Origin of the sequence: Jeotgalicoccus huakuii (assembly GCF_036665975.1) — a bacterium.
Classification (GTDB): domain Bacteria; phylum Bacillota; class Bacilli; order Staphylococcales; family Salinicoccaceae; genus Jeotgalicoccus; species Jeotgalicoccus marinus.
The window spans coordinates 187,114-206,196 of record NZ_JAVIYN010000001.1 but is presented as its reverse complement, the minus strand read 5'-3'; the positions used below and the strand labels follow the sequence as shown (position 1 = coordinate 206,196).

Below are 19,083 nucleotides of genomic sequence, written 5' to 3'. Positions count from 1 at the left end.
CTCACTTAAATACGCGTTCAACGCTGTATATATCTTGTAATTGTCTAATTCTATCTACAACACGGTGTAAGTCATGTTTGTTCGGTACCATAATCGATAAACTTACCCTAGCTTGTTTTGTTTCATCAGCTAAGCCATTTACTCTCGTAATTGGCACTTTTAAGCTTGAAATTAAATTTAGTATTTCATTGACTAGGCCATTTCGGTCATAACCAGTAATTTCTAAATCAACTTGATATCGCTTGTTCTCTTCTTTGTTTCCAACCCATTCTACATCAATTAAACGCTCAGTTTCATTGATAATGTTTGGACATGTACTAACGTGTACTTTCACACCGTGTCCCTTAGTAATGTAGCCGATAATGTCATCACCAGGAATTGGATTACAACATTTGGATAAGTTGATCAACATATTATCCATGCCTTCAACATAGACACCGGATTCAGTTGCTATATCTTTATATTCCTTAGTTCTGTCTATCTCTTCAACATTATTGGATTTAAGTTCTGCTTCTTTTGCCTTAACCTTTTCTAATAAGCGGTTAGTCACTTGGTTAGCAGTTACTCCTCCAAAACCGATCATCGCGAAAAGGTCATCAGCCTCACGTAAATTATAGCGGTCTAAGACGGCATCAATATAATTTTCTTTCCATATTTCATCAGGATTATAACCACGTTCTTTGATTTCTGCCTCTACAGCAGTTCGCCCTTTTTCTATATTTAAAGCCTTATCTTGTTTCTTAAAGAATGACCGTATCTTATTTCGAGCAGAAGATGTTTTTACCATCTTAAGCCAGTCAATACTTGGACCATATGATTGTTTACTTGTTCTAATTTCTAAGATGTCACCAGTTTCTAACTCATGATCAATCGGAACAATTTTACCATTCACCTTCGCTCCAACCATCTTATTACCCACTTCTGAGTGAACCTGATAGGCAAAATCAATCGGTATGGCACCTTTAGGTAATTCAATGACATCACCATCTGGTGTAAAGACATATACTTTATCACTCAATAAGTCAGTTTTTAAGGCTGCCATAAATTCTTCGGCATCTGGATTATCAGAAACATTTCCTACTATTTCTTTAAACCAGTTTAGCCTAGAATCTAGCGATACTTTCGATGCATCAACACCTTCTTTATAGGCCCAATGTGCAGCGACCCCGTGCTCAGCAATTTCATGCATTTCATGGGTTCGAATTTGTATTTCCAATGGATCACCATTCGGCCCAACGACCGTCGTATGTAGCGATTGATACATATTCGGTTTCGGCATAGCAATATAGTCTTTAAATCGTCCTGGCATCGGTCGCCATATAGTATGAATAATACCAAGTGCTGCATAACAATCCTTCACATCGTCTACTAAGACACGAATTGCAAGTAAATCAAAGATTTGCTCAAAATTCTTTGCCTGTTTTTGCATCTTTTTATAGATACTATAGATGTGTTTAGGTCGTCCAGACAGATTATGATTGACTTGACTATCTGTAAGCTCAAGGTCAATCTTTTCAATTGCTTCATTGATAACATTTTCTCTCTCACTACGCTTTTTCTTCATCAGGCTAACAATACGGAAATATTGACCAGGTTCAATGTATCTTAGTGAAGTATCTTCTAGCTCCCATTTAATACTTGAGATACCAAGTCGATGTGCTAGTGGTGCATAGATTTCTAATGTTTCCTTAGAAATTCTCACCTGCTTTTCCTCAGGCATTGCCTTTAGCGTTCTCATATTGTGTAAGCGGTCTGCCAGCTTAACTAAAATAACTCTTATGTCTTTAGCTATTGCAATGAAGAGCTTACGGTGGTTTTCAGCTTGCTGCTCTTGATGAGAACGATATTTTACTTTTTCTAATTTTGTTACACCATCTACAATAACCGCAACTTCTTCATTAAACATCTCTGCAAGATCATCAAATGTATACGGCGTATCTTCTACGACATCGTGAAGAAAGCCTGCGATAATTGTTGGTGCATCTAGTTTTAATTCTGTTAAAATGCCTGCAACTTGGACAGGATGTGCAATGTACGGCAGACCATTTTTACGGAATTGCCCCTCATGAGCTTCTTTTGCAAGACCATATGCTTTTTTAATAAGACGGACATCGCTGTCATCTATGTATTCACTGCACATGTTGAATACGTCTTTCGCACTATATGGGTATTCCTTATCCATGATCAGACCGCCCTTCTTAAATTAGATATAGCATAATAATACTACAAATAAACGTTGAATAAAACATTTGCTATATAAAAAAGCCTGTATAAACAGGCTTTAACTTAATCTTCGTAACTTATTAAGGAAATGGTATCATAACCTTCTAGCAGTTCCATACCATTTAAGTATTTTAGTTCAATTAAAAATGCAATTCCCGCAACAATACCACCAAGTGCCTCCACAAGTTTGATTGTCGCTAAAATCGTCCCACCTGTAGCAAGTAAGTCATCAGTAATTAAGACGCGTTGGCCAGGTTTGATTGCATCCTTATGCATCGTTAGTACGTTTGTACCATATTCTAGCTCATATTCATATTCTAACACTTCTCTTGGTAACTTACCTTTTTTACGTACCGGTGCAAAGCCAATTTCCATGCTGTAAGCGACTGGACATCCGATAATAAAGCCACGTGCTTCTGGTCCAACTACAACATCGATATCTTTTTCTTTCGCATAAAGAACAATCTGATCAGTGGCATACTTATATGCTGGACCATTATCCATTATTGTTGTAATGTCTTTAAAACTGACACCTTTTTTCGGCCAGTCTTCTACTTCTGATACATACTGTTTTAAATCCATAATTTCCTCCACATTTACGTCGTAATTAATGTCCGTAAATAATCTTTCATTTTAATCCCAGATGACATTTTTAATTTTGCTTCCGCTTCAATTTTATCAGTCAAGCGTCTTAAATGCACGCTCTGTTCAATATCAATATCATCTTCGATTTTATCCTTATATACTATACCATGTTCTAACGTAATACGGCTTAAATCCACTAAAATATCTATAATATTTTTCAAGTTCTTCATAGATATATCAAGTTTACTAGCTAGGTACGGTGCATGAATTGTAAGATCGATTGAGCCATTCTCCGCTTTTTTAATGACTGAATCTGTCTTTTCAATAATTTGTTTACTAGGTAAACCTTCAAAGAAGAGCTCATTTTTATCGTTAAAAATAACGATGATTTTAGAGGCTTGAATACCGGATAAACTTTCTTTTAGTGCCGAAAGGGAGTAAGGAATATCTCTAAGTACAAGTGTGTCCATTGCTAAAGGTAATTCCTCACCGTAAACAAAATAGTTTCCTTTTTCCGTCTCATTTACATCAGACGTTAGAAAGGTATCTTCTTTAGATACTAGTGAGAAGTCTTGGTCATTTTTCGCCCTCATATCTAATATCTGTAGGTCATCCACTCTTGCATCTGAAAGAATCATCTGAAGACTTCTCTTATGATTGAATTCATTGATATCTAAAGTGCCGATAAGAGAAATCCGGTCTCCTACTTGTACTTCATTATATAAGTGACCAAATTTAAAACCTATGATATCAATATCCGTATCATCTAAATTAATTTTAATATGTGTCTTATCCTTACCGACTTGGCGAATGCTCTTGATTGTTTGATTAGTAATCATGAATGTGGGTACGTTAAAGTCTTTACCAAACGGTTTGAGTCTAGACAGTCGTTCAAAATCTTTCATGGTCAAATTATCTTTAGTAATTTTATAATCTATAAATTTAACTGGTTTTAACTTCAAGTTCAAATTGTTGAAGTGGTCAGTAACGGTCGTTTTAAATTCTTCTGCTCCACTCTCGTAAATCGCTAGACCGAGTGCCTGAGAGTGTCCACCCAGGGATTCGAAATACTCAGGGTACTTCCTCAACGCTTCAAGTAAGTTTACACCGTCTATAGACCGTGCAGAGCCTTTAAAAAGCTCAAAGTCTCGGCTTAAGACGATAGCTGGTTTTCCAAAAGCATCGGTGAGTCTAGAAGCGACTATACCTAATACACCATGATGCCAGGTCTCTCCGATAACAATATTAATTTCATTACTCTCATCTATCTGTTGTACCGCTTCATTGTATATAGTTTCTACAAGTGCCTTACGCTCCGTATTTAAACTATCAACCACACTTGACAGTTCATAAGCCTGGTTTTCATCCTCGGTGAGTAGGAGTTCTACACCAATAGAAGCCTCATCGATTCTACCTGTTGCATTCAGTCTAGGTCCGATTGTAAAACCTATCGTCTCTTCATCAATCAATCCACTGTGATTACTCGTTTTAAGTAATGATTTTAATCCAAGTGGAAGTTGTTCGTTCAGCACTTTTAAGCCTGCTTTTACTAACATTTTGTTTTCATCTGTCATTGAGACAATATCTGCCACAGTACCAATAGCAAGTAAACCGAGATATTGGTCTTTCATTAAGTCTAAACCTTCAATCACCTTGTATGTCACACCTGCTGCTGCGAGTTCCTTAAAGGGATAGGCACTCTCTTTATAGTCAGTGTGAACAATGGTTGCATTTGGAATTTCTTCTGAAAAACTATGGTGATCAATAACGACAACTTCAATGTCATTATCTCTTAATAAACCGATCTCTTCACTGTGTGCCACACCATTATCTACAGTAATAACTAAATCGACGTTGCCCACAACTTCAAATTCAAAAAAATCATAGTTCGGCCCATAACCATGTTCTATACGGTTTGGAATAAAATAAGATACATTGTCACTTTTACCTCTTAAAGCGTCATACAGCATAGCAGTAGATGTAATACCATCAGCATCGTAATCTCCATAAATTAAGATGCGACTATTATTTTCAAGATGGGTGTTAATTATATTGATAGCATGCTGGATGTTCGGGATATATTGCCAATTATAAGTTTGTGGATTTAGAATTGTCTCCACTTCAACGCTTGATGTATAGCCACGATTTTCTAGTAATGTCTGCTCTAATTGGTTTAATTTATATTCTTTAATTAGCTGATCTTCAATTTGGCTCGTTCGTTCTCTTACTTGCCATGTAAATTTTGACGTAAACACTCAATCACCTCTTAAAAAACGCCCGGCGTAACCGGACGTTTGAATGTACTAATATTATACTACAACTTTATCATCATTTTTTGGTTTATCAGTATAGACAACTAATTCTCCACCTGCTTTTCTAAGCTGTCTACGTTTAAGCACTCCCCATAGTTGAATAGCAATGAAGAATGAAGAATATACACCACTGATTAAACCAATGAGTAAAGCTAGTGAGAAGTTAAAGATTGAAGTCGCTCCAAATAGTACCAAGAGGACGACAACTATAATAACTGTCAATACTGTATTAATTGATCTTGTCGCTGTCTGTCTTAAGGAACGATTGATGACTTCATTAATTTCAGCTTCACTTCGGTATACTTTAACTTTTCTATTATTTTCCCTAATCCTATCTAAAGTAACAATTGTATCATTGATACTATAACCAACGACGGTCAATACTGCTGCAATGATAGTTATATCAACCTCAAGCCTTAAGATAGAGAAAACTGCAATAATTATAAAGACGTCATGTAAGAGCGCAAGTACTGCTGGAAGCGCCATTCGCCATTCAAAACGAATCGACGTATAAATGATAATACCAATCGAAGCAATAATTAAGGCTACTATTGCATTTTGTACAAGCTCCTGACCAATCACAGGACTCACCGTACTAATCATTGGTTCTGAACCATAAAGTTCATTAAAGTGATTTTGTAAGTCAGTGACTTCCTCTTGACTCAAATCAGTCGCATAGCGTGCTACAAATGTATCCTCACCTGACATTGTAATTGACTCTGCTGGAACCCCTAGGTCACTGAGCTCTTCTGTGACTTCACTTTCAGTCACATTACCATCTGTCGTAATATCAGCACGTGTCCCGCTTGTAAAATCGATACCTAAATTTAATTTAAAAATAAAGAGAATCACAGTACCCGCTACAATCATTAAACCACTAAGGGCAAAGAACTTGTTGGCATGTTTGACAAAGTCAAAACGGTCCCAAATTGATGAAAGATCTTGAATGTCTTTACCTTCAGTAATATTATGAATGTTCTTTTTAGCTACACCAAACCAAGATATTTTTTTATTAAAGTAATTTGAATTAACGATTAAATTCATAAGTACTCTCGTTAAGACTACTGCTGTAATAAAGCTCATTAGAATCGATAAGAGTAGCATTGTTGCGAACCCTTTAACACTACTAGTACCAAATATAAAGAGCACAATAGCAGCGATTAATGTTGTTAAGTTCGCATCTACAATCGTCCATAGGGATGAAGATGCTGCTTTTTTATACGCTTGTTTTAAGCTTCGGCCAATCCTAATCTCGTCTTTTAATCGCTCGTATAATATAATGTTCGCGTCCACAGCCATACCAACACCCAGTATGATTGCCGCAATACCTGGGAGGGTCAATGTACCACTGATTGCATTAAAGCCAACTAATGTAAGATAGATATAGATTGTTAGAGTAATCGCCGCAATGATGCCAGGTACTCTATAGAAGAAAATCATAAATATAAATACTAAAGCAACACCAATCAATCCAGCAGTGACCGTTTCATCTAGAGCTTGTTCACCAAACTGTGCACCAACTGAAGTCGAATAAATCTCAGTTAATTTAACAGGTAATGAACCAGAGTTTAATAGTGCTGCAATATTTTGTGCACGTTCTACACCTTCTTGACCGTCAAATCCGCCAGAAATCATGACATCTGAAGAATTAATCGGTTGTGAAACAGTCGGTGCAGAGATAAATTTAGGGTCTTCCTTTTGAACTTCTTCGGCGAATGAATCTTCACCTTCTACAAAGTCCATCCAAATCACCATCAGGTTTTCACCTTGTGGTTTAGAAGAAATTTCCTCAGTGACTTCTTTAAATTTATTACTATCACGTAGTTCAAGTGACACCATTGCATTATTCAGTTCATCATAGCCCTGAGATGCGCCGCCCTGAACTAAGTCTTTACCAGAAAGTAAAACATTATCATCAACATCACGGATGGTCAGTTCTGCCTGTGTACTTAATAATTCACGTGCTTCTTGCTGATCTTCTACACCTGCTAGCTGTATTCTAATTCTATTATTATCCTCGATTTGAATACTTGGTTCTGATACACCGAGCACGTTAACACGAGAATCTAACGTTGATGCGGTCGATTCAACAGCACTATCGTCAATCGTATCCCCCTCTTCTAAAGGATCAACTTGATAAAGTACCTCGAAACCACCTTGTAAATCCAAACCTAGATTGACGTCTTTTAAGACATCTTTTAACGTTAAACCAATTGCCGTAAATGACACGACAACAATCATCAATGCAATTATTATTTTATTAATTTTCTTTTTCACTACTACACCTCTAGTTTCAACAGTGAGTTCATTATAACGCTAATGAAAAGAAAGATAAATATAAAAAAAGCCGACTACAGTCGACTTTATTTTCATTATTTAACTACTTCTTTTAAGGCAATCCGGTCAAATTTAATGACAACTGATTCATCTGTACGCACGTACATATGTTTTTGGTCAAATGATTCAATTGTACCGTGCATTCCACCAATTGTAATGATGTCATCGCCTTTTTGAAGATTAGCTTGCATGTTTTGAACTTCTTTTTGTCTCTTCTGTGCCGGGCGAATCATCAAGAAGTACATAACAAGTACTAAGACGATTATCGGCGCTAATGTAACTAATAATTCCATCTAGCTGCTTCCTCCTGCTTAGAAATTTTTCGGATTTTCTTTATTCAATCCGTAAGATTCGAAAAATGCTTCTTTAAAATCTAGTAAGTTATCATTTAAAATTGCAGTTCGAACATCTTTCATCAAGTTTAACAGAAAATACAAGTTATGATAAGTAGTAAGTCGTAAACCGAGAATTTCATCCGCCTTGAACAGGTGACGTATGTATGCTCTCGTATAATTCTTACAAGTGTAGCAATCACAGTTCGGGTCTAGCGGTGTAAAATCTCGCTCATAGACTTTGTTCTTAACTACGACTCGTCCTTGTGATGTCATTGTAGTACCATTTCTAGCGATGCGTGTCGGTAAGACACAGTCAAACATATCCACACCACGAATGACACCTTCGATTAAAGCGTCTGGAGATCCGATACCCATCAAATATCTCGGCTTGTTTTCAGGTAATAAGGGTACGGTTTCTTCAAGGACTCTATACATCGTTGGTTTAGGTTCTCCAACGGATAAGCCTCCAATTGAATAGCCTGGAAAGTCCATTGATACTAAATCTTTGGCACTTTGTTCACGGAGGTCTTTATATTCTCCACCTTGGACGATACCAAAGAGTGCCTGGTGTTTATCGTGTCCTTTTTTAATGTGGTGATTCAAGCCTCTTTCAGCCCATCGAGATGTTCTTTCTACAGACTGTTTGACGTAATCATGTGTTGATGGAATCTCAGCACACTCATCAAAACTCATCATGATATCTGAACCGAGGTCATGTTGGATATCCATAGCACCTTCAGGTCCTAGGAATAAGTTTCTACCGTCTAAATGACTTTTAAAGTGCACACCATCTTCAGTAATTTGTCTTCTATGACTCAAACTAAAGACCTGGAAACCACCAGAATCAGTAAGTATTGGCTTATCCCAGTTCATAAATTTATGAAGGCCACCCGCTTCTTTAACAATTTCATTACCCGGACGTAACCAGAGGTGATAAGTGTTCGATAAAATAATCTGTGAGCCGATATCAGCGAGTTCTTCCGGTGTCATCGTCTTAACTGTTGCGAGTGTGCCAACTGGCATAAAAATTGGCGTGTCGATAACACCATGCGGTGTATGAAGCTTTCCTAGACGTGCACCAGTTTGTTTACAAGTTTTTATATGTTCATAACGTATAGCCATTTTGTCACCTCTTTAATATAAAATCATTGCATCACCAAAACTAAAGAAACGATATTCTTCATTTACTGCATGGTGGTAAGCATTTAAAATATTATTTTTTGTCGCAAATGCGGACACTAACATAACTAACGATGACTTAGGTAAATGGAAGTTAGTAATCAATACATCGACAGCTTTATATTCAAAACCTGGGTAAATAAAAATATCAGTAAAGCCTGATGCTGCCTTAAATTCCCCGTGATCATGCATAATAGTCTCAAGTGTTCTTGTACTCGTCGTACCCACACTGATTATGTTATTTCCAGCTTGTTTTGCTTCATTTAAAGTTTTTGCTACACTGTCAGTCATGGTGTAAAACTCACTATGCATAACGTGATCTTCAACCGTGTCTACTGAAACAGGTCTAAAGGTACCGAGACCAACATGTAAGGTAATGTAGACAATTTTTATGCCTAATTCTTCGATTTCACTAAGTAAGTCTTTAGTAAAATGTAAGCCAGCAGTTGGTGCAGCAGCAGAACCTGACTCACGTGCAAAGACTGTTTGGTAGCGGTCCTTATCTTCTAACTTTTCTTTAATATAAGGTGGTAGAGGCATTTCACCGAGTTCATCTAAGACATTTTCTAAAATGCCATCATAGCTCAACTTCATATGATGAATACCTTCATCAAATTTCTCGACACACTCCGCAATTAAACGCCCTTCACCAAAGATCACTTTCGTTCCCACTTTAACCTTTTTAGAGGGTTTTAGAAGCACCTCATAACCGACTTCTATCGGTTTTAAAAGTAGCATTTCAACTTTGGCGTGAGTATCTTCTTTAACACCAAATAGACGTGCCGGTAAGACTTTTGTGTCATTTAACACGAGCACGTCGCCGCGCTTAAAATAATCCGTCACATTATAAAAATGTTTGTCTGAAAGTTCACCGGTCGATTTATTGACTGCGAGTAAACGAGAATGTGTACGCTCTTTTAAAGGTGTCTGCGCAATTAAATTTTCAGGTAAGTCGAAATCAAATTCGTCTAACTTCATGTGTATCCTCCACTTTAACTTAGTTCGTTTTGTTGTCTTTAAAATATTCGAAGGATTTAGCAGTCGCTTTACGTCCTCTCGGTGTACGTTCTAAAAATCCGCGTTGAATTAAATAAGGCTCGTACACATCATTTAATGTTACAACTTCCTCACCAATCGAGACTGCAACTGTTTCTAGTCCAACTGGACCGCCACCGTATGTGTCAATAATCGTCCGCATTATTTTGTGATCCACAGGTTCTAAGCCTTCTGGATCAACTTCTAAAACTTTTAAAGCATGGTTAGTGGTCTCTAAAGTAATTTCATCCTCTTCTTTTACCATAGAAAAATCCCTCACACGTCTGAGTAGACGGTTGGCAATTCTAGGCGTGCCACGAGAGCGTCTCGCAAGTTCATTCATACTATCTGTCGGCAATGTGACTTCAAATATATCTGCAGTACGTTCGATGATATGTTTAAGACTTTCAAGATCGTAATATTCTAACCTAAGTTGCACTCCAAAGCGGTCTCTTAGCGGTGCAGATAAAGAACCGAAGCGCGTTGTGGCACCAACAAGCGTAAAGGGTGGCAAGTCAATTCTTATACTTCTCACTTCATCACCACTACCGATGACGATATCGATGAAAAAGTCTTCCATAGCTGAATATAAGACCTCTTCAACGACTCTCGGAATTCTATGAATCTCATCTATAAAGAGCACATCGCCAGGTTCAAGACTAGATAAGATCGCAGCAAGATCGCCTGCCCGTTCAATTGCTGGTCCTGAAGTGGTCTTGATGTTTACATCCATCTCAGCAGCAATGATGTTTGCCAATGTCGTTTTACCTAAACCTGGTGGGCCATGTAAGATAACGTGGTCAAGTGCTTCTTCACGCATCTTTGCTGCTTTAATGAAGACGTTTAAATTTTCTTTAATGGCATGCTGTCCGATATATTGTGATAATTTAACCGGCCGTAGCGAGAGTTCTAAGGACGCTTCATCACCGTGTTCATGTTCATCGAGAATACGTTCATCCATAATGTCACTCCTACCACTAGTTTAATAATAATTTTAAGCCTCGTTTTACGTTAGCATCAACTGATTCCAATGATTCATCAGCAAGTTTCTTTTCAACTCTTGTCAGTTCTCTCTTCGAGTACCCTAAAGCCTCTAGGGCTAAGAGTGCTTCACTTAGATAATCATTAGTAGTCACAGACTTATTGGTCTCTTCAACATTGTCAGTAATTTGCAGTTTGCCTTTTAAGTCTAAGATAATTTGACTCGCCGTTTTTTTACCGATACCAGGAAACTTCTGCATAAAGACACTATCTTCGTTTTCTATGGCACGAATGATATCACTCGGTGAAGCCGACGCAAGAATTGCAAGCGCACTCTTCGGACCAATTCCAGTTACTTTCAAGAGTGAATTAAACAAGGACTTTTCATCCTCAGCCATAAAACCGTATAGTAACTGTGCATCCTCACGCACTATAAACTCAGTATAAATTTTAACTTCAGTATTAATATACTGCTCTAAACGAAATGGATTCGCGACTAATAAATGATAGCCAATACCACTGTTTTCAACTGTGACGCCTGTCGGTTTCACTTCTGTGAGTTGTCCTTTTATATATTGGTACATTGTATTCACCTATTCTACAAATTCAAACTCTCCGCCTAAAATACGAACGATATCTCCTGCTTTAATCCCACGTTCACGAAGGGCATCATCAATTCCCATTGTACGCATCTGTCTTGCAAAACGACGCACCGCTGCTTCACGGTTAAAGTCAGTCATCATGAAGAGACGTTCAATCGAGTGTCCGGATACGACGTAAGCACCATCGTCATCTCTAGTGATTTCAAAGCGATCAGGATCTTTTTCGTGTCTGTAAATTACACGGCTTTCCGTTTCGATTTCTTCTTTCACTACAGGTTGTCTCTCAAGTAAACCTGCAACTTTATAAAGTAATTCATCTAGATTTTCGCCTGTTGCTGCTGATATTTCCACAATATCACTATCTGAGTCAATGCCAGCCTTAAAATGATTGATAATTTCATTATCGTGATCGATTAATTCAACCTTATTTAAAGCAATAACTTCAGGAAGATTTAGAAGTTCCGCATTAAACAGTTCCATCTCTTGGCGAATCGTCTTATAGTCACTAATCGCATCCCGACCATCTACCTCAGCAATATCAATAACATGAACGAGCACTTTTGTGCGTTCAATGTGTCTTAGGAATTGATGACCAAGACCAGTACCATCTGATGCGCCCTCAATTAATCCCGGCATATCTGCCATGACAAATGTACGGCCATCCTGTGTGGATACTACGCCTAGATTCGGTTGTAAGGTTGTGAAATGATAGTCGCCTGTTTTGGGTTTAGCTTGTGATACAGTTCCAAGCAATGTTGATTTACCGACACTTGGAAAACCAACTATACCCACATCTGCCATCATTTTCAGTTCCATAGTAACTTCTAATTCTTCTCCTGGCTCACCGTTCTCGGCAAAATCTGGTGCTGGATTACGACTGGTCGCAAATCTTGAATTTCCACGGCCGCCGCGTCCACCTTTAGCGATGACTGCTTGTTGACCATGTTCAACTAAGTCAGCAAGTGTCTCACCCGTTTCTTTATTTTTAATAATTGTACCTGGTGGTACTTTTAATACTAACGGTGCACTATTTTTTCCGTGCATATTAGAATTCATACCATTTTCACCGTGAGTAGCTTTAAAATGACGCTGGAATCTAAAATCCATTAAAGTTCTAAGACCTTCGTCAACTTCCATGATAATGTCAGCGCCATTACCACCATCGCCACCTGCTGGTCCACCCAGCGGTATATACTTTTCTCGGCGGTAAGCAACTAAGCCATTACCACCATTACCAGCCTTTAAAAAGACGGATACGTAATCTATAAACATAGATTCACCTCCATGTATTTTTCTCTAATTTATATTATAGCACTCATAAAAAAAGGCATCAGCAGAAGCTGATGCCACAATAGTCTTATTTCGCTTCCTGGTATACAGAAACACGTTTTTTGTCGCGTCCAACACGTTCGTATTTAACAACACCATCGATTTTAGCGAATAGTGTGTCGTCTCCCCCGCGTCCTACGTTTTCACCTGGGTGAATTTTAGTTCCGCGTTGACGGAAGATAATAGATCCTCCAGTTACGAATTGACCGTCTTGTCTTTTGACACCAAGGCGTTTTGATTCTGAGTCACGACCGTTTCTAGTCGAACCTACACCTTTTTTCGATGCGAAGAACTGTAAGTCTAATTTTAGCATGTAAATACACCTCACTCGTATTCAAGTTTTATAAATTCCGTATATTCTGATTCAATAGTCTTCAATGAAACAATCATAGTTTCCAAAATCAATTGAACTTTGTCGTCATCCGGATTTTCAAGTTTCATACTTAAGTATCCGCCATCATCCGCCATGTCGACGTCAGGTTCACTAGCAGTGAGTGCAAATAGTGCATTGACACAACCGAAAACAACTGCCGAAGCACCTGCACAAACAAGATCCTTACCGTGGACATCATAGTCCGCGTGACCTGTCATAGTAAATTCGGTAATTTGTGACTCACTGTTACGTGCGATGATTACTTTAATCATTATGCGTTGATTTTGCCGATTGTTAATTTCGTGTACGGCTGACGGTGACCTTGCTTACGGCTATAGTTCTTTCTACGTTTGAACTTGATAATGTTGATTTTCTTGCCGCGACCGTGTTTTTCAACCGTTGCTTCAACAGTAGCACCTTCAACTGTTGGGGCACCAACTTTAACACTGTCTCCACCAACAAAAAGTACTTTGTCAAATGTGAATGAAGCACCTTCTTCAGCGTTGATTTTTTCAACGAAGATTGATTGTCCTTCTTCAACTTTTACTTGTTTTCCACCTGTTTCGATGATTGCAAACATACTTACACCTCCTATTTTTTAAGACACGCCATTATAGGTGGGCTTCCCGCTTAGACCTATATATGAGCGGTTGATGTTCACTTTTCATCAACTACTGTATTATACAAATTTTGGACTACCATGTCAATTGTTACTACGTAATTCTTTTCTCACTTTTGCTGTTTGTATTGCTAAGACATATATAACTGTAAACATAATCGCATTAACCAATACACTCGGTATTGCTCTTAGGGCAATAAAATCAAAGAATGGCATAGAAATAAATTCTAAAATACGATAGATAAGGTACTGATATAAATCAAAGAAAAACGAGTTCAACAAAACAACAAAAGCCATAGCTACAAAGTCACGGTAAAATACGCGAAATGCTGTTTGCATAAATATAACGAAAGCAATAAATCCAAAACTATAGATACCATAAATCGAACCGATATAGACATCTAGCATGACGCCGAACAGTAGCGCGAAAAACATGCTGATTTTTGGCCCCGCATAAATTGTGAGAAGTAAGATGTACATAAATAAGAACTTAGGTACAAAGTATACCTCAACACCAAACAACATCATGGGACTAAAAGCTGTAAATGTCATATCGATGTAAATGAGAATAATTCCCAAGATGAAGATGACAATCATCTGCATATTTAGTCCTCCAATGATTCAGGATCTCGTTTTAAAACAAACACCGTATCCACGTCATTTAAGTCGCTGTTCATTTGGACATAAGCATTTTGACTCAGACCATACTCATCATTTTCTACTTCTACTACCTGACCGATCACAATCCCTTCAGGTAAAGAACCTGTTAATCCAGAAGTATAGACCTCATCACCTTGTTCTATCGTTACCTGATTTTTAATGTTTTCGATAACTAAAACATTTTTCTCTGTATTAAAATTTCTAATGTTACCATAAACTGTCTCGTCACCATGTTTGACCTCTACAGATAGGTTATTTTGAGACGCATTGGATGAAATAATCTCTACAAAGGCTGAACCACCGTTCACCCTATTAACAATACCAATCAATCCCTTAGAAGTTGATACAGCCATACCTTCTTTTAGACCATCCTTCTCACCCTTATCGATAGTAAAAGAGTTTAACCACTGGTCAGGAGATCTTGAAATGACATTTGCATTAATTGTTTCATAGTCCATATTAGAACTGACGTCTAGGGCTTCTTGAAGCTTTTGGTTCTCTTCAGTTAACCGCTCATTATCCGCCTGTAGTTGCGGTAACATATCTAGTTGTTTTTTTAATTCTTCATTCTCTTCAACTGCACCAAACATATTAAAAAAATTTGAAAATATATTGCCGATAAAACCAAATGGTGCATTAACGGTTTCTTGTGTAGTTGCGACCGCATCGCCAGTAAATTGTTCAGCTTTTGTCGTCGTACTACGGTCTGTTAATGAAAACCCTATTAAGGCAATCAAAACAATGATCCCAAATAGTACGATGAGCAAGCGGTTTCTATTAAAAAACTTAGTCACTCTCCGTCCGCCCCCAATAAAATATATCTGAAATAAATAATAACACATTTAATAAGGGACTAGCACTAAACTTACCAGAGATTTTTAATCTCTATTAGCCTGTCGACAAAAGTTTGTAATATCGAATCCTCTACGGCTAAAGATATTCTAATATAATTCGTCCCTCGGCTACCGAATGGAATACCCGGCGTAGTCAAAATCGACTGTTCCTTTAATAAATACTCAACGAATGTTTCACCTGTAAATCCGTCCGGTACTTTAATCCAACCAAAGATACCCCCGTCGATATGTTGAATTGGAATATTTAATGCACTTAAAGCTTCATTAATATATGTCTTTCTCTTGTTAAAGATTTCATTTTGTTTTGGTATCAGTTCATCTGCATGATCTAAGGCTGCCACTGCTGCATCCTGAGTGACACCAAAGACACCAGCATTTGTATGATCTTGGAATCTATTAATGCTTTCAATCATGTCCTTATTGCCGACAGCAAATCCTATACGATAACCTGACATATTAAATCCTTTTGACAGTGAGTAGACTTCAATGGATTGTTCAAGATTTTTATCACTCGTTAATATGCTCGGATGTTGTTCGTTAAAACCAAATGCGGCATAGGCGAAATCATGAAGGATTTGTGTATTCGTACCTTTAAAGCGTTCAATTGTTTGATCAAAAAATTCTTGGGTTGCGACCGCACCAACTGGATTAGAAGGATAGTTTAAATAAATTAAATCCGTCTCTTTAAGTTCTCTTTCAAGGGCATCGAAATCTGGTAGATAATTATTTTCTTCAAGTAAAGGCATATCGATGGCCATTGCCCCCGCTAATTCAACAGCTGTAATGTAATCGGCATATCCTGGGTTTGGCAACATAATTCCAGAGCCAGGATTTAAATGTGCAAGTGGGAAATTAACCAAGCCGTTTTTTGTACCAAATAAAATTGCGATATTCTCATCATTTAAATCGACATCATAAGTTCTCTTGTAAAAATTTTTAATACTGATTTTTAATTCTTCTTTCCCACGAAAAGAACCATATTTTTGGTTTTCTTCCTTGTCAATCGCTACCTTGACAGCATCGGTAATAACTTTTGGTGTCAAACCATCAGGGATACCCACTGCTAGATTTAAGAGTGGTTTTTCCCCTGTTTCTAATTTTTTGTTCATCATGCTAGAAAAGTAGCTCGGACTTAAACTATTCAATAAATCACTCGCCATTATTCATCCTCCTCTGGTTTATCGAAACCTTGGAAATCTGCATCAATGACTTCATTAAATTCTTCAGATTCTACAGCCTTGATAAGGTCTTCTTCCATTTTGCTTCCGGCATCTTCACCGTTAATCACGATTTGATTTCTAAAATATTCGTTCATATTCTCTAATGACAAGGCATCTTCTAACTTCATATCACTCGCAAGCGCAAAGTTTCCTGGCACAAGAGACAGACCAATCTGATCGACACTTCTAGGCAGTTGGCCAGCATCTTGGAAGATAAATTCTAAGTTTTTCTTGTTATCGATAATGTCTGCTTCTTCGATGGCAAACATGTCAGCATCTTCACTAATTGTTATGAGCCCAGCATCTTGTAAAGTTAAGAAACCGCGTGAAGCGTTAACAGGATCTAAAGGCAGAGCCACTTCACTTCCTGATGTAATACTGTCTATGCTGTCGAATGTTCCACTGTATAGCCCCATAGGCGCAGTTGGTACTTGAATGATATTTTTTAATTCTGTATTATTTTCTTCATTATAACTATCCATGAAGAGTACATTTTGAAAGAGGTTAGCATCGATATCACCATTGGCTAATGCATTATTCGGTTGAATATAATCACTGTACTCAATGACTTCAACTGAATAACCTTCTTGTTCTAGTACAGGCTTTAATGCGTATGTGGCCATATCAGCAAATGGTCCACTAGATGCACCAATAGTAATCACTTCACCTTCATCCTCATGGAGTAAAACTGTTGTTAGAACGATGACAAAAAGTGTACCAATTAAAAATGTTATAATACCTCTCATTACTTATCCTCCGCTCTGTTTGCAAGTCGGTCGCCGACCCACTGAACAATTTGTACGATAATGATTAAGACAACCACTGTCACAATCATCGTTAATGTGTCATAACGGTAATAACCGTAGCGTATGGCTAGGTCACCTACACCACCACCACCGACAACGCCTGCAGTCGCTGAGAAAGCAATAATTGAAATAATTGTTAGCGTAATCGCTTGGGTAATACTCTTTTTCGCTTCTGGTAACAAAACATCCGTAACGATTAAGAAAATTGAAGCGCCACCTGCTATACTCGCTTCAATCACACCGTCTTTAACACCGTTGAAACTAGATTCAACGAGGCGGGCAAATAGTGGTACTGCAGCAATTGATAAGGCCACACTTGCAAATACAGGTCCATGTGAATCGTTAACTAACCAAGTTGCAAAAGGCATAATCGCAACGATTAAGATAATGAATGGGAATGACCGAATAATATTCATCAACCATCCGAGGACACTGTTTAAAGGTTTAATTCTAAAAAGGAGTGGGTGCTGCGTAATATATAAAAGAATACCTAGTGGTAATCCTAATAACACTGCAAAAAATATTGAAATAGAAACCATTTGAGTAGTCTCAAGTAATGCTTTATATAAAATTGGCCATAACTGACTGAAACTATCCAATGTAACCCACCCTTTCTATGCCGTTCGTCTGATCAATATGACTTTTCAGTCTATTAATTTCTTCTTCTTTACCAGTCACTTGGAACATTAAAAAGCCAAGTGGTTGATCCTTAATGTATTCAATGCGTCCATTTAAAATGCTAATGTTTAAATCAAAATTACGATACAGTTTGTTGAGATAATTCTCTTCTGCATTTTCACTGAGGAACTGAATTGTAATCACTTGATTCTCACGCGTTGCCTTAAACTGCTTAGGGACTTCAAAGTTATAAATTTCTTGAACAAAGTCTTTAGTAATTTCATGCTTAGGATGACTAAAGACATCATAAGTTTGACCTATTTCTAAAATTTCACCTTGAGACATTACACCGACCCGGTCTGCAATTTCTTTAATAACTTCCATTTCATGAGTGATGACGATAATCGTAATACCTAAATCCTTATTGATTCGATTCAATAATTTTAGAATACTCTTAGTCGTGTCTGGATCTAAGGCACTCGTTGCTTCATCACAAAGCAAGATGTCAGGATCATTTGCAAGTGCACGAGCAATACCTACTCTTTGCTTTTGCCCTCCACTTAAATTTGATGATTTAATTTCAGCCTTGTCTCCAAGTCCAACCAATTCCAATAATTCCTTGATACGGCCTGGTCTCTTTTTCTTATCAAATTTTGAAGCCTTTAGAACAAATTCAATATTTTCATAAACAGTCTTAGATTCAATGAGATTAAACTGCTGAAATATCATACCAATTTTTTGGCGTTTCTGTCTAAGTTCATTCTTAGTGAGCTTCGTTAAATCTTCACCAGCAACTGTTACCGAACCCGTTGTTGGTTGTTCCAATAAGTTAATTAATCTAACTAAGGTAGATTTACCTGCGCCTGAGTAACCGATTAAACCAAAAATCTCACCTGTCTTAATTTCTAATGATGTCTCTTTTAATGCTTCAACCTTACGACCTTTTAATTGATAGGTTTTTGAAACGCTCTCCAATTTTATGCTCATGATCTACCTCCTCTTTAAAATAAAAAAA

The 19,083-nt window shown here is 37.6% G+C and carries 19 protein-coding genes and 1 other annotated feature; all 19 genes read right to left on the bottom strand.

Going from position 1 to position 19,083, the window contains the following annotated elements; all coding sequences use genetic code 11:
• Position 1: 1 nt before the first annotated feature.
• Complete coding sequence (locus V6E76_RS00905; RefSeq protein WP_166626603.1) at positions 2-2,182, bottom strand: RelA/SpoT family protein; 2,181 nt, start codon at positions 2,180-2,182, stop codon at positions 2-4.
• A 104-nt stretch (positions 2,183-2,286) separates the two neighbouring features.
• On the bottom strand, positions 2,287-2,805 hold the full coding sequence (locus V6E76_RS00900) for an adenine phosphoribosyltransferase (RefSeq protein WP_166626602.1): 519 nt from the start codon (positions 2,803-2,805) through the stop codon (positions 2,287-2,289).
• A 14-nt stretch (positions 2,806-2,819) separates the two neighbouring features.
• Positions 2,820-5,063, bottom strand: coding sequence for a single-stranded-DNA-specific exonuclease RecJ (recJ, locus tag V6E76_RS00895; RefSeq protein ID WP_247348114.1), 2,244 nt, complete (start codon positions 5,061-5,063; stop codon positions 2,820-2,822).
• A 54-nt stretch (positions 5,064-5,117) separates the two neighbouring features.
• Positions 5,118-7,397, bottom strand: coding sequence for a protein translocase subunit SecDF (gene secDF / locus V6E76_RS00890; protein WP_499797682.1), 2,280 nt, complete (start codon positions 7,395-7,397; stop codon positions 5,118-5,120).
• A 95-nt stretch (positions 7,398-7,492) separates the two neighbouring features.
• On the bottom strand, positions 7,493-7,750 hold the full coding sequence (gene yajC, locus V6E76_RS00885; protein WP_026866488.1) for a preprotein translocase subunit YajC: 258 nt from the start codon (positions 7,748-7,750) through the stop codon (positions 7,493-7,495).
• An 18-nt stretch (positions 7,751-7,768) separates the two neighbouring features.
• Positions 7,769-8,914, bottom strand: a complete 1,146-nt coding sequence (tgt, locus tag V6E76_RS00880; RefSeq protein WP_026866489.1) for a tRNA guanosine(34) transglycosylase Tgt — start codon at positions 8,912-8,914, stop codon at positions 7,769-7,771.
• A 12-nt stretch (positions 8,915-8,926) separates the two neighbouring features.
• On the bottom strand, positions 8,927-9,949 hold the full coding sequence (queA, locus tag V6E76_RS00875) for a tRNA preQ1(34) S-adenosylmethionine ribosyltransferase-isomerase QueA (RefSeq protein ID WP_166626599.1): 1,023 nt from the start codon (positions 9,947-9,949) through the stop codon (positions 8,927-8,929).
• 19 nt (positions 9,950-9,968) lie between these two features.
• Positions 9,969-10,967 carry a Holliday junction branch migration DNA helicase RuvB gene (gene ruvB, locus V6E76_RS00870; RefSeq protein WP_026866491.1) on the bottom strand — a complete coding sequence of 333 codons (999 nt, stop codon included), beginning with the start codon at positions 10,965-10,967 and terminating at the stop codon, positions 9,969-9,971.
• A gap of 16 nt (positions 10,968-10,983) precedes the next feature.
• Positions 10,984-11,571, bottom strand: a complete 588-nt coding sequence (gene ruvA / locus V6E76_RS00865) for a Holliday junction branch migration protein RuvA (RefSeq protein ID WP_247348112.1) — start codon at positions 11,569-11,571, stop codon at positions 10,984-10,986.
• 9 nt (positions 11,572-11,580) lie between these two features.
• Complete coding sequence (obgE, locus tag V6E76_RS00860; protein ID WP_247348110.1) at positions 11,581-12,861, bottom strand: GTPase ObgE; 1,281 nt, start codon at positions 12,859-12,861, stop codon at positions 11,581-11,583.
• 85 nt (positions 12,862-12,946) lie between these two features.
• Positions 12,947-13,231 carry a 50S ribosomal protein L27 gene (gene rpmA / locus V6E76_RS00855; RefSeq protein ID WP_247348107.1) on the bottom strand — a complete coding sequence of 95 codons (285 nt, stop codon included), beginning with the start codon at positions 13,229-13,231 and terminating at the stop codon, positions 12,947-12,949.
• An 11-nt stretch (positions 13,232-13,242) separates the two neighbouring features.
• On the bottom strand, positions 13,243-13,563 hold the full coding sequence (locus V6E76_RS00850) for a ribosomal-processing cysteine protease Prp (RefSeq protein WP_247348105.1): 321 nt from the start codon (positions 13,561-13,563) through the stop codon (positions 13,243-13,245).
• Complete coding sequence (gene rplU, locus V6E76_RS00845; protein WP_026866496.1) at positions 13,563-13,871, bottom strand: 50S ribosomal protein L21; 309 nt, start codon at positions 13,869-13,871, stop codon at positions 13,563-13,565. The genes V6E76_RS00850 and rplU overlap by 1 nt, the downstream gene beginning before the upstream one ends.
• Before the next feature lie 11 nt (positions 13,872-13,882).
• Positions 13,883-13,953 (bottom strand) — a sequence feature (ribosomal protein L21 leader region).
• Between the two features lie 41 nt (positions 13,954-13,994).
• Entirely contained in the window at positions 13,995-14,513 is a 519-nt protein-coding gene (gene mreD / locus V6E76_RS00840) for a rod shape-determining protein MreD (protein ID WP_247348103.1), read from the bottom strand.
• Positions 14,514-14,515: 2 nt separating this feature from the next.
• Complete coding sequence (mreC, locus tag V6E76_RS00835; RefSeq protein WP_247348101.1) at positions 14,516-15,364, bottom strand: rod shape-determining protein MreC; 849 nt, start codon at positions 15,362-15,364, stop codon at positions 14,516-14,518.
• 71 nt (positions 15,365-15,435) lie between these two features.
• Positions 15,436-16,584: an aminotransferase class I/II-fold pyridoxal phosphate-dependent enzyme gene (locus V6E76_RS00830; protein WP_499797681.1), complete on the bottom strand. Its 1,149-nt coding sequence runs from the start codon at positions 16,582-16,584 to the stop codon at positions 15,436-15,438.
• A complete protein-coding gene (locus tag V6E76_RS00825) occupies positions 16,584-17,390 on the bottom strand; it encodes a MetQ/NlpA family ABC transporter substrate-binding protein (protein ID WP_247348099.1) in 807 nt (268 codons plus the stop codon). Before V6E76_RS00825 ends, V6E76_RS00830 begins: the two co-directional genes overlap by 1 nt.
• Positions 17,390-17,989 carry a methionine ABC transporter permease gene (locus tag V6E76_RS00820; protein ID WP_499797687.1) on the bottom strand — a complete coding sequence of 200 codons (600 nt, stop codon included), beginning with the start codon at positions 17,987-17,989 and terminating at the stop codon, positions 17,390-17,392. The genes V6E76_RS00825 and V6E76_RS00820 overlap by 1 nt, the downstream gene beginning before the upstream one ends.
• 52 nt (positions 17,990-18,041) lie before the next feature.
• Positions 18,042-19,055: an ATP-binding cassette domain-containing protein gene (locus V6E76_RS00815; RefSeq protein ID WP_247348095.1), complete on the bottom strand. Its 1,014-nt coding sequence runs from the start codon at positions 19,053-19,055 to the stop codon at positions 18,042-18,044.
• Between the last annotated feature and the right edge of the window lie 28 nt (positions 19,056-19,083).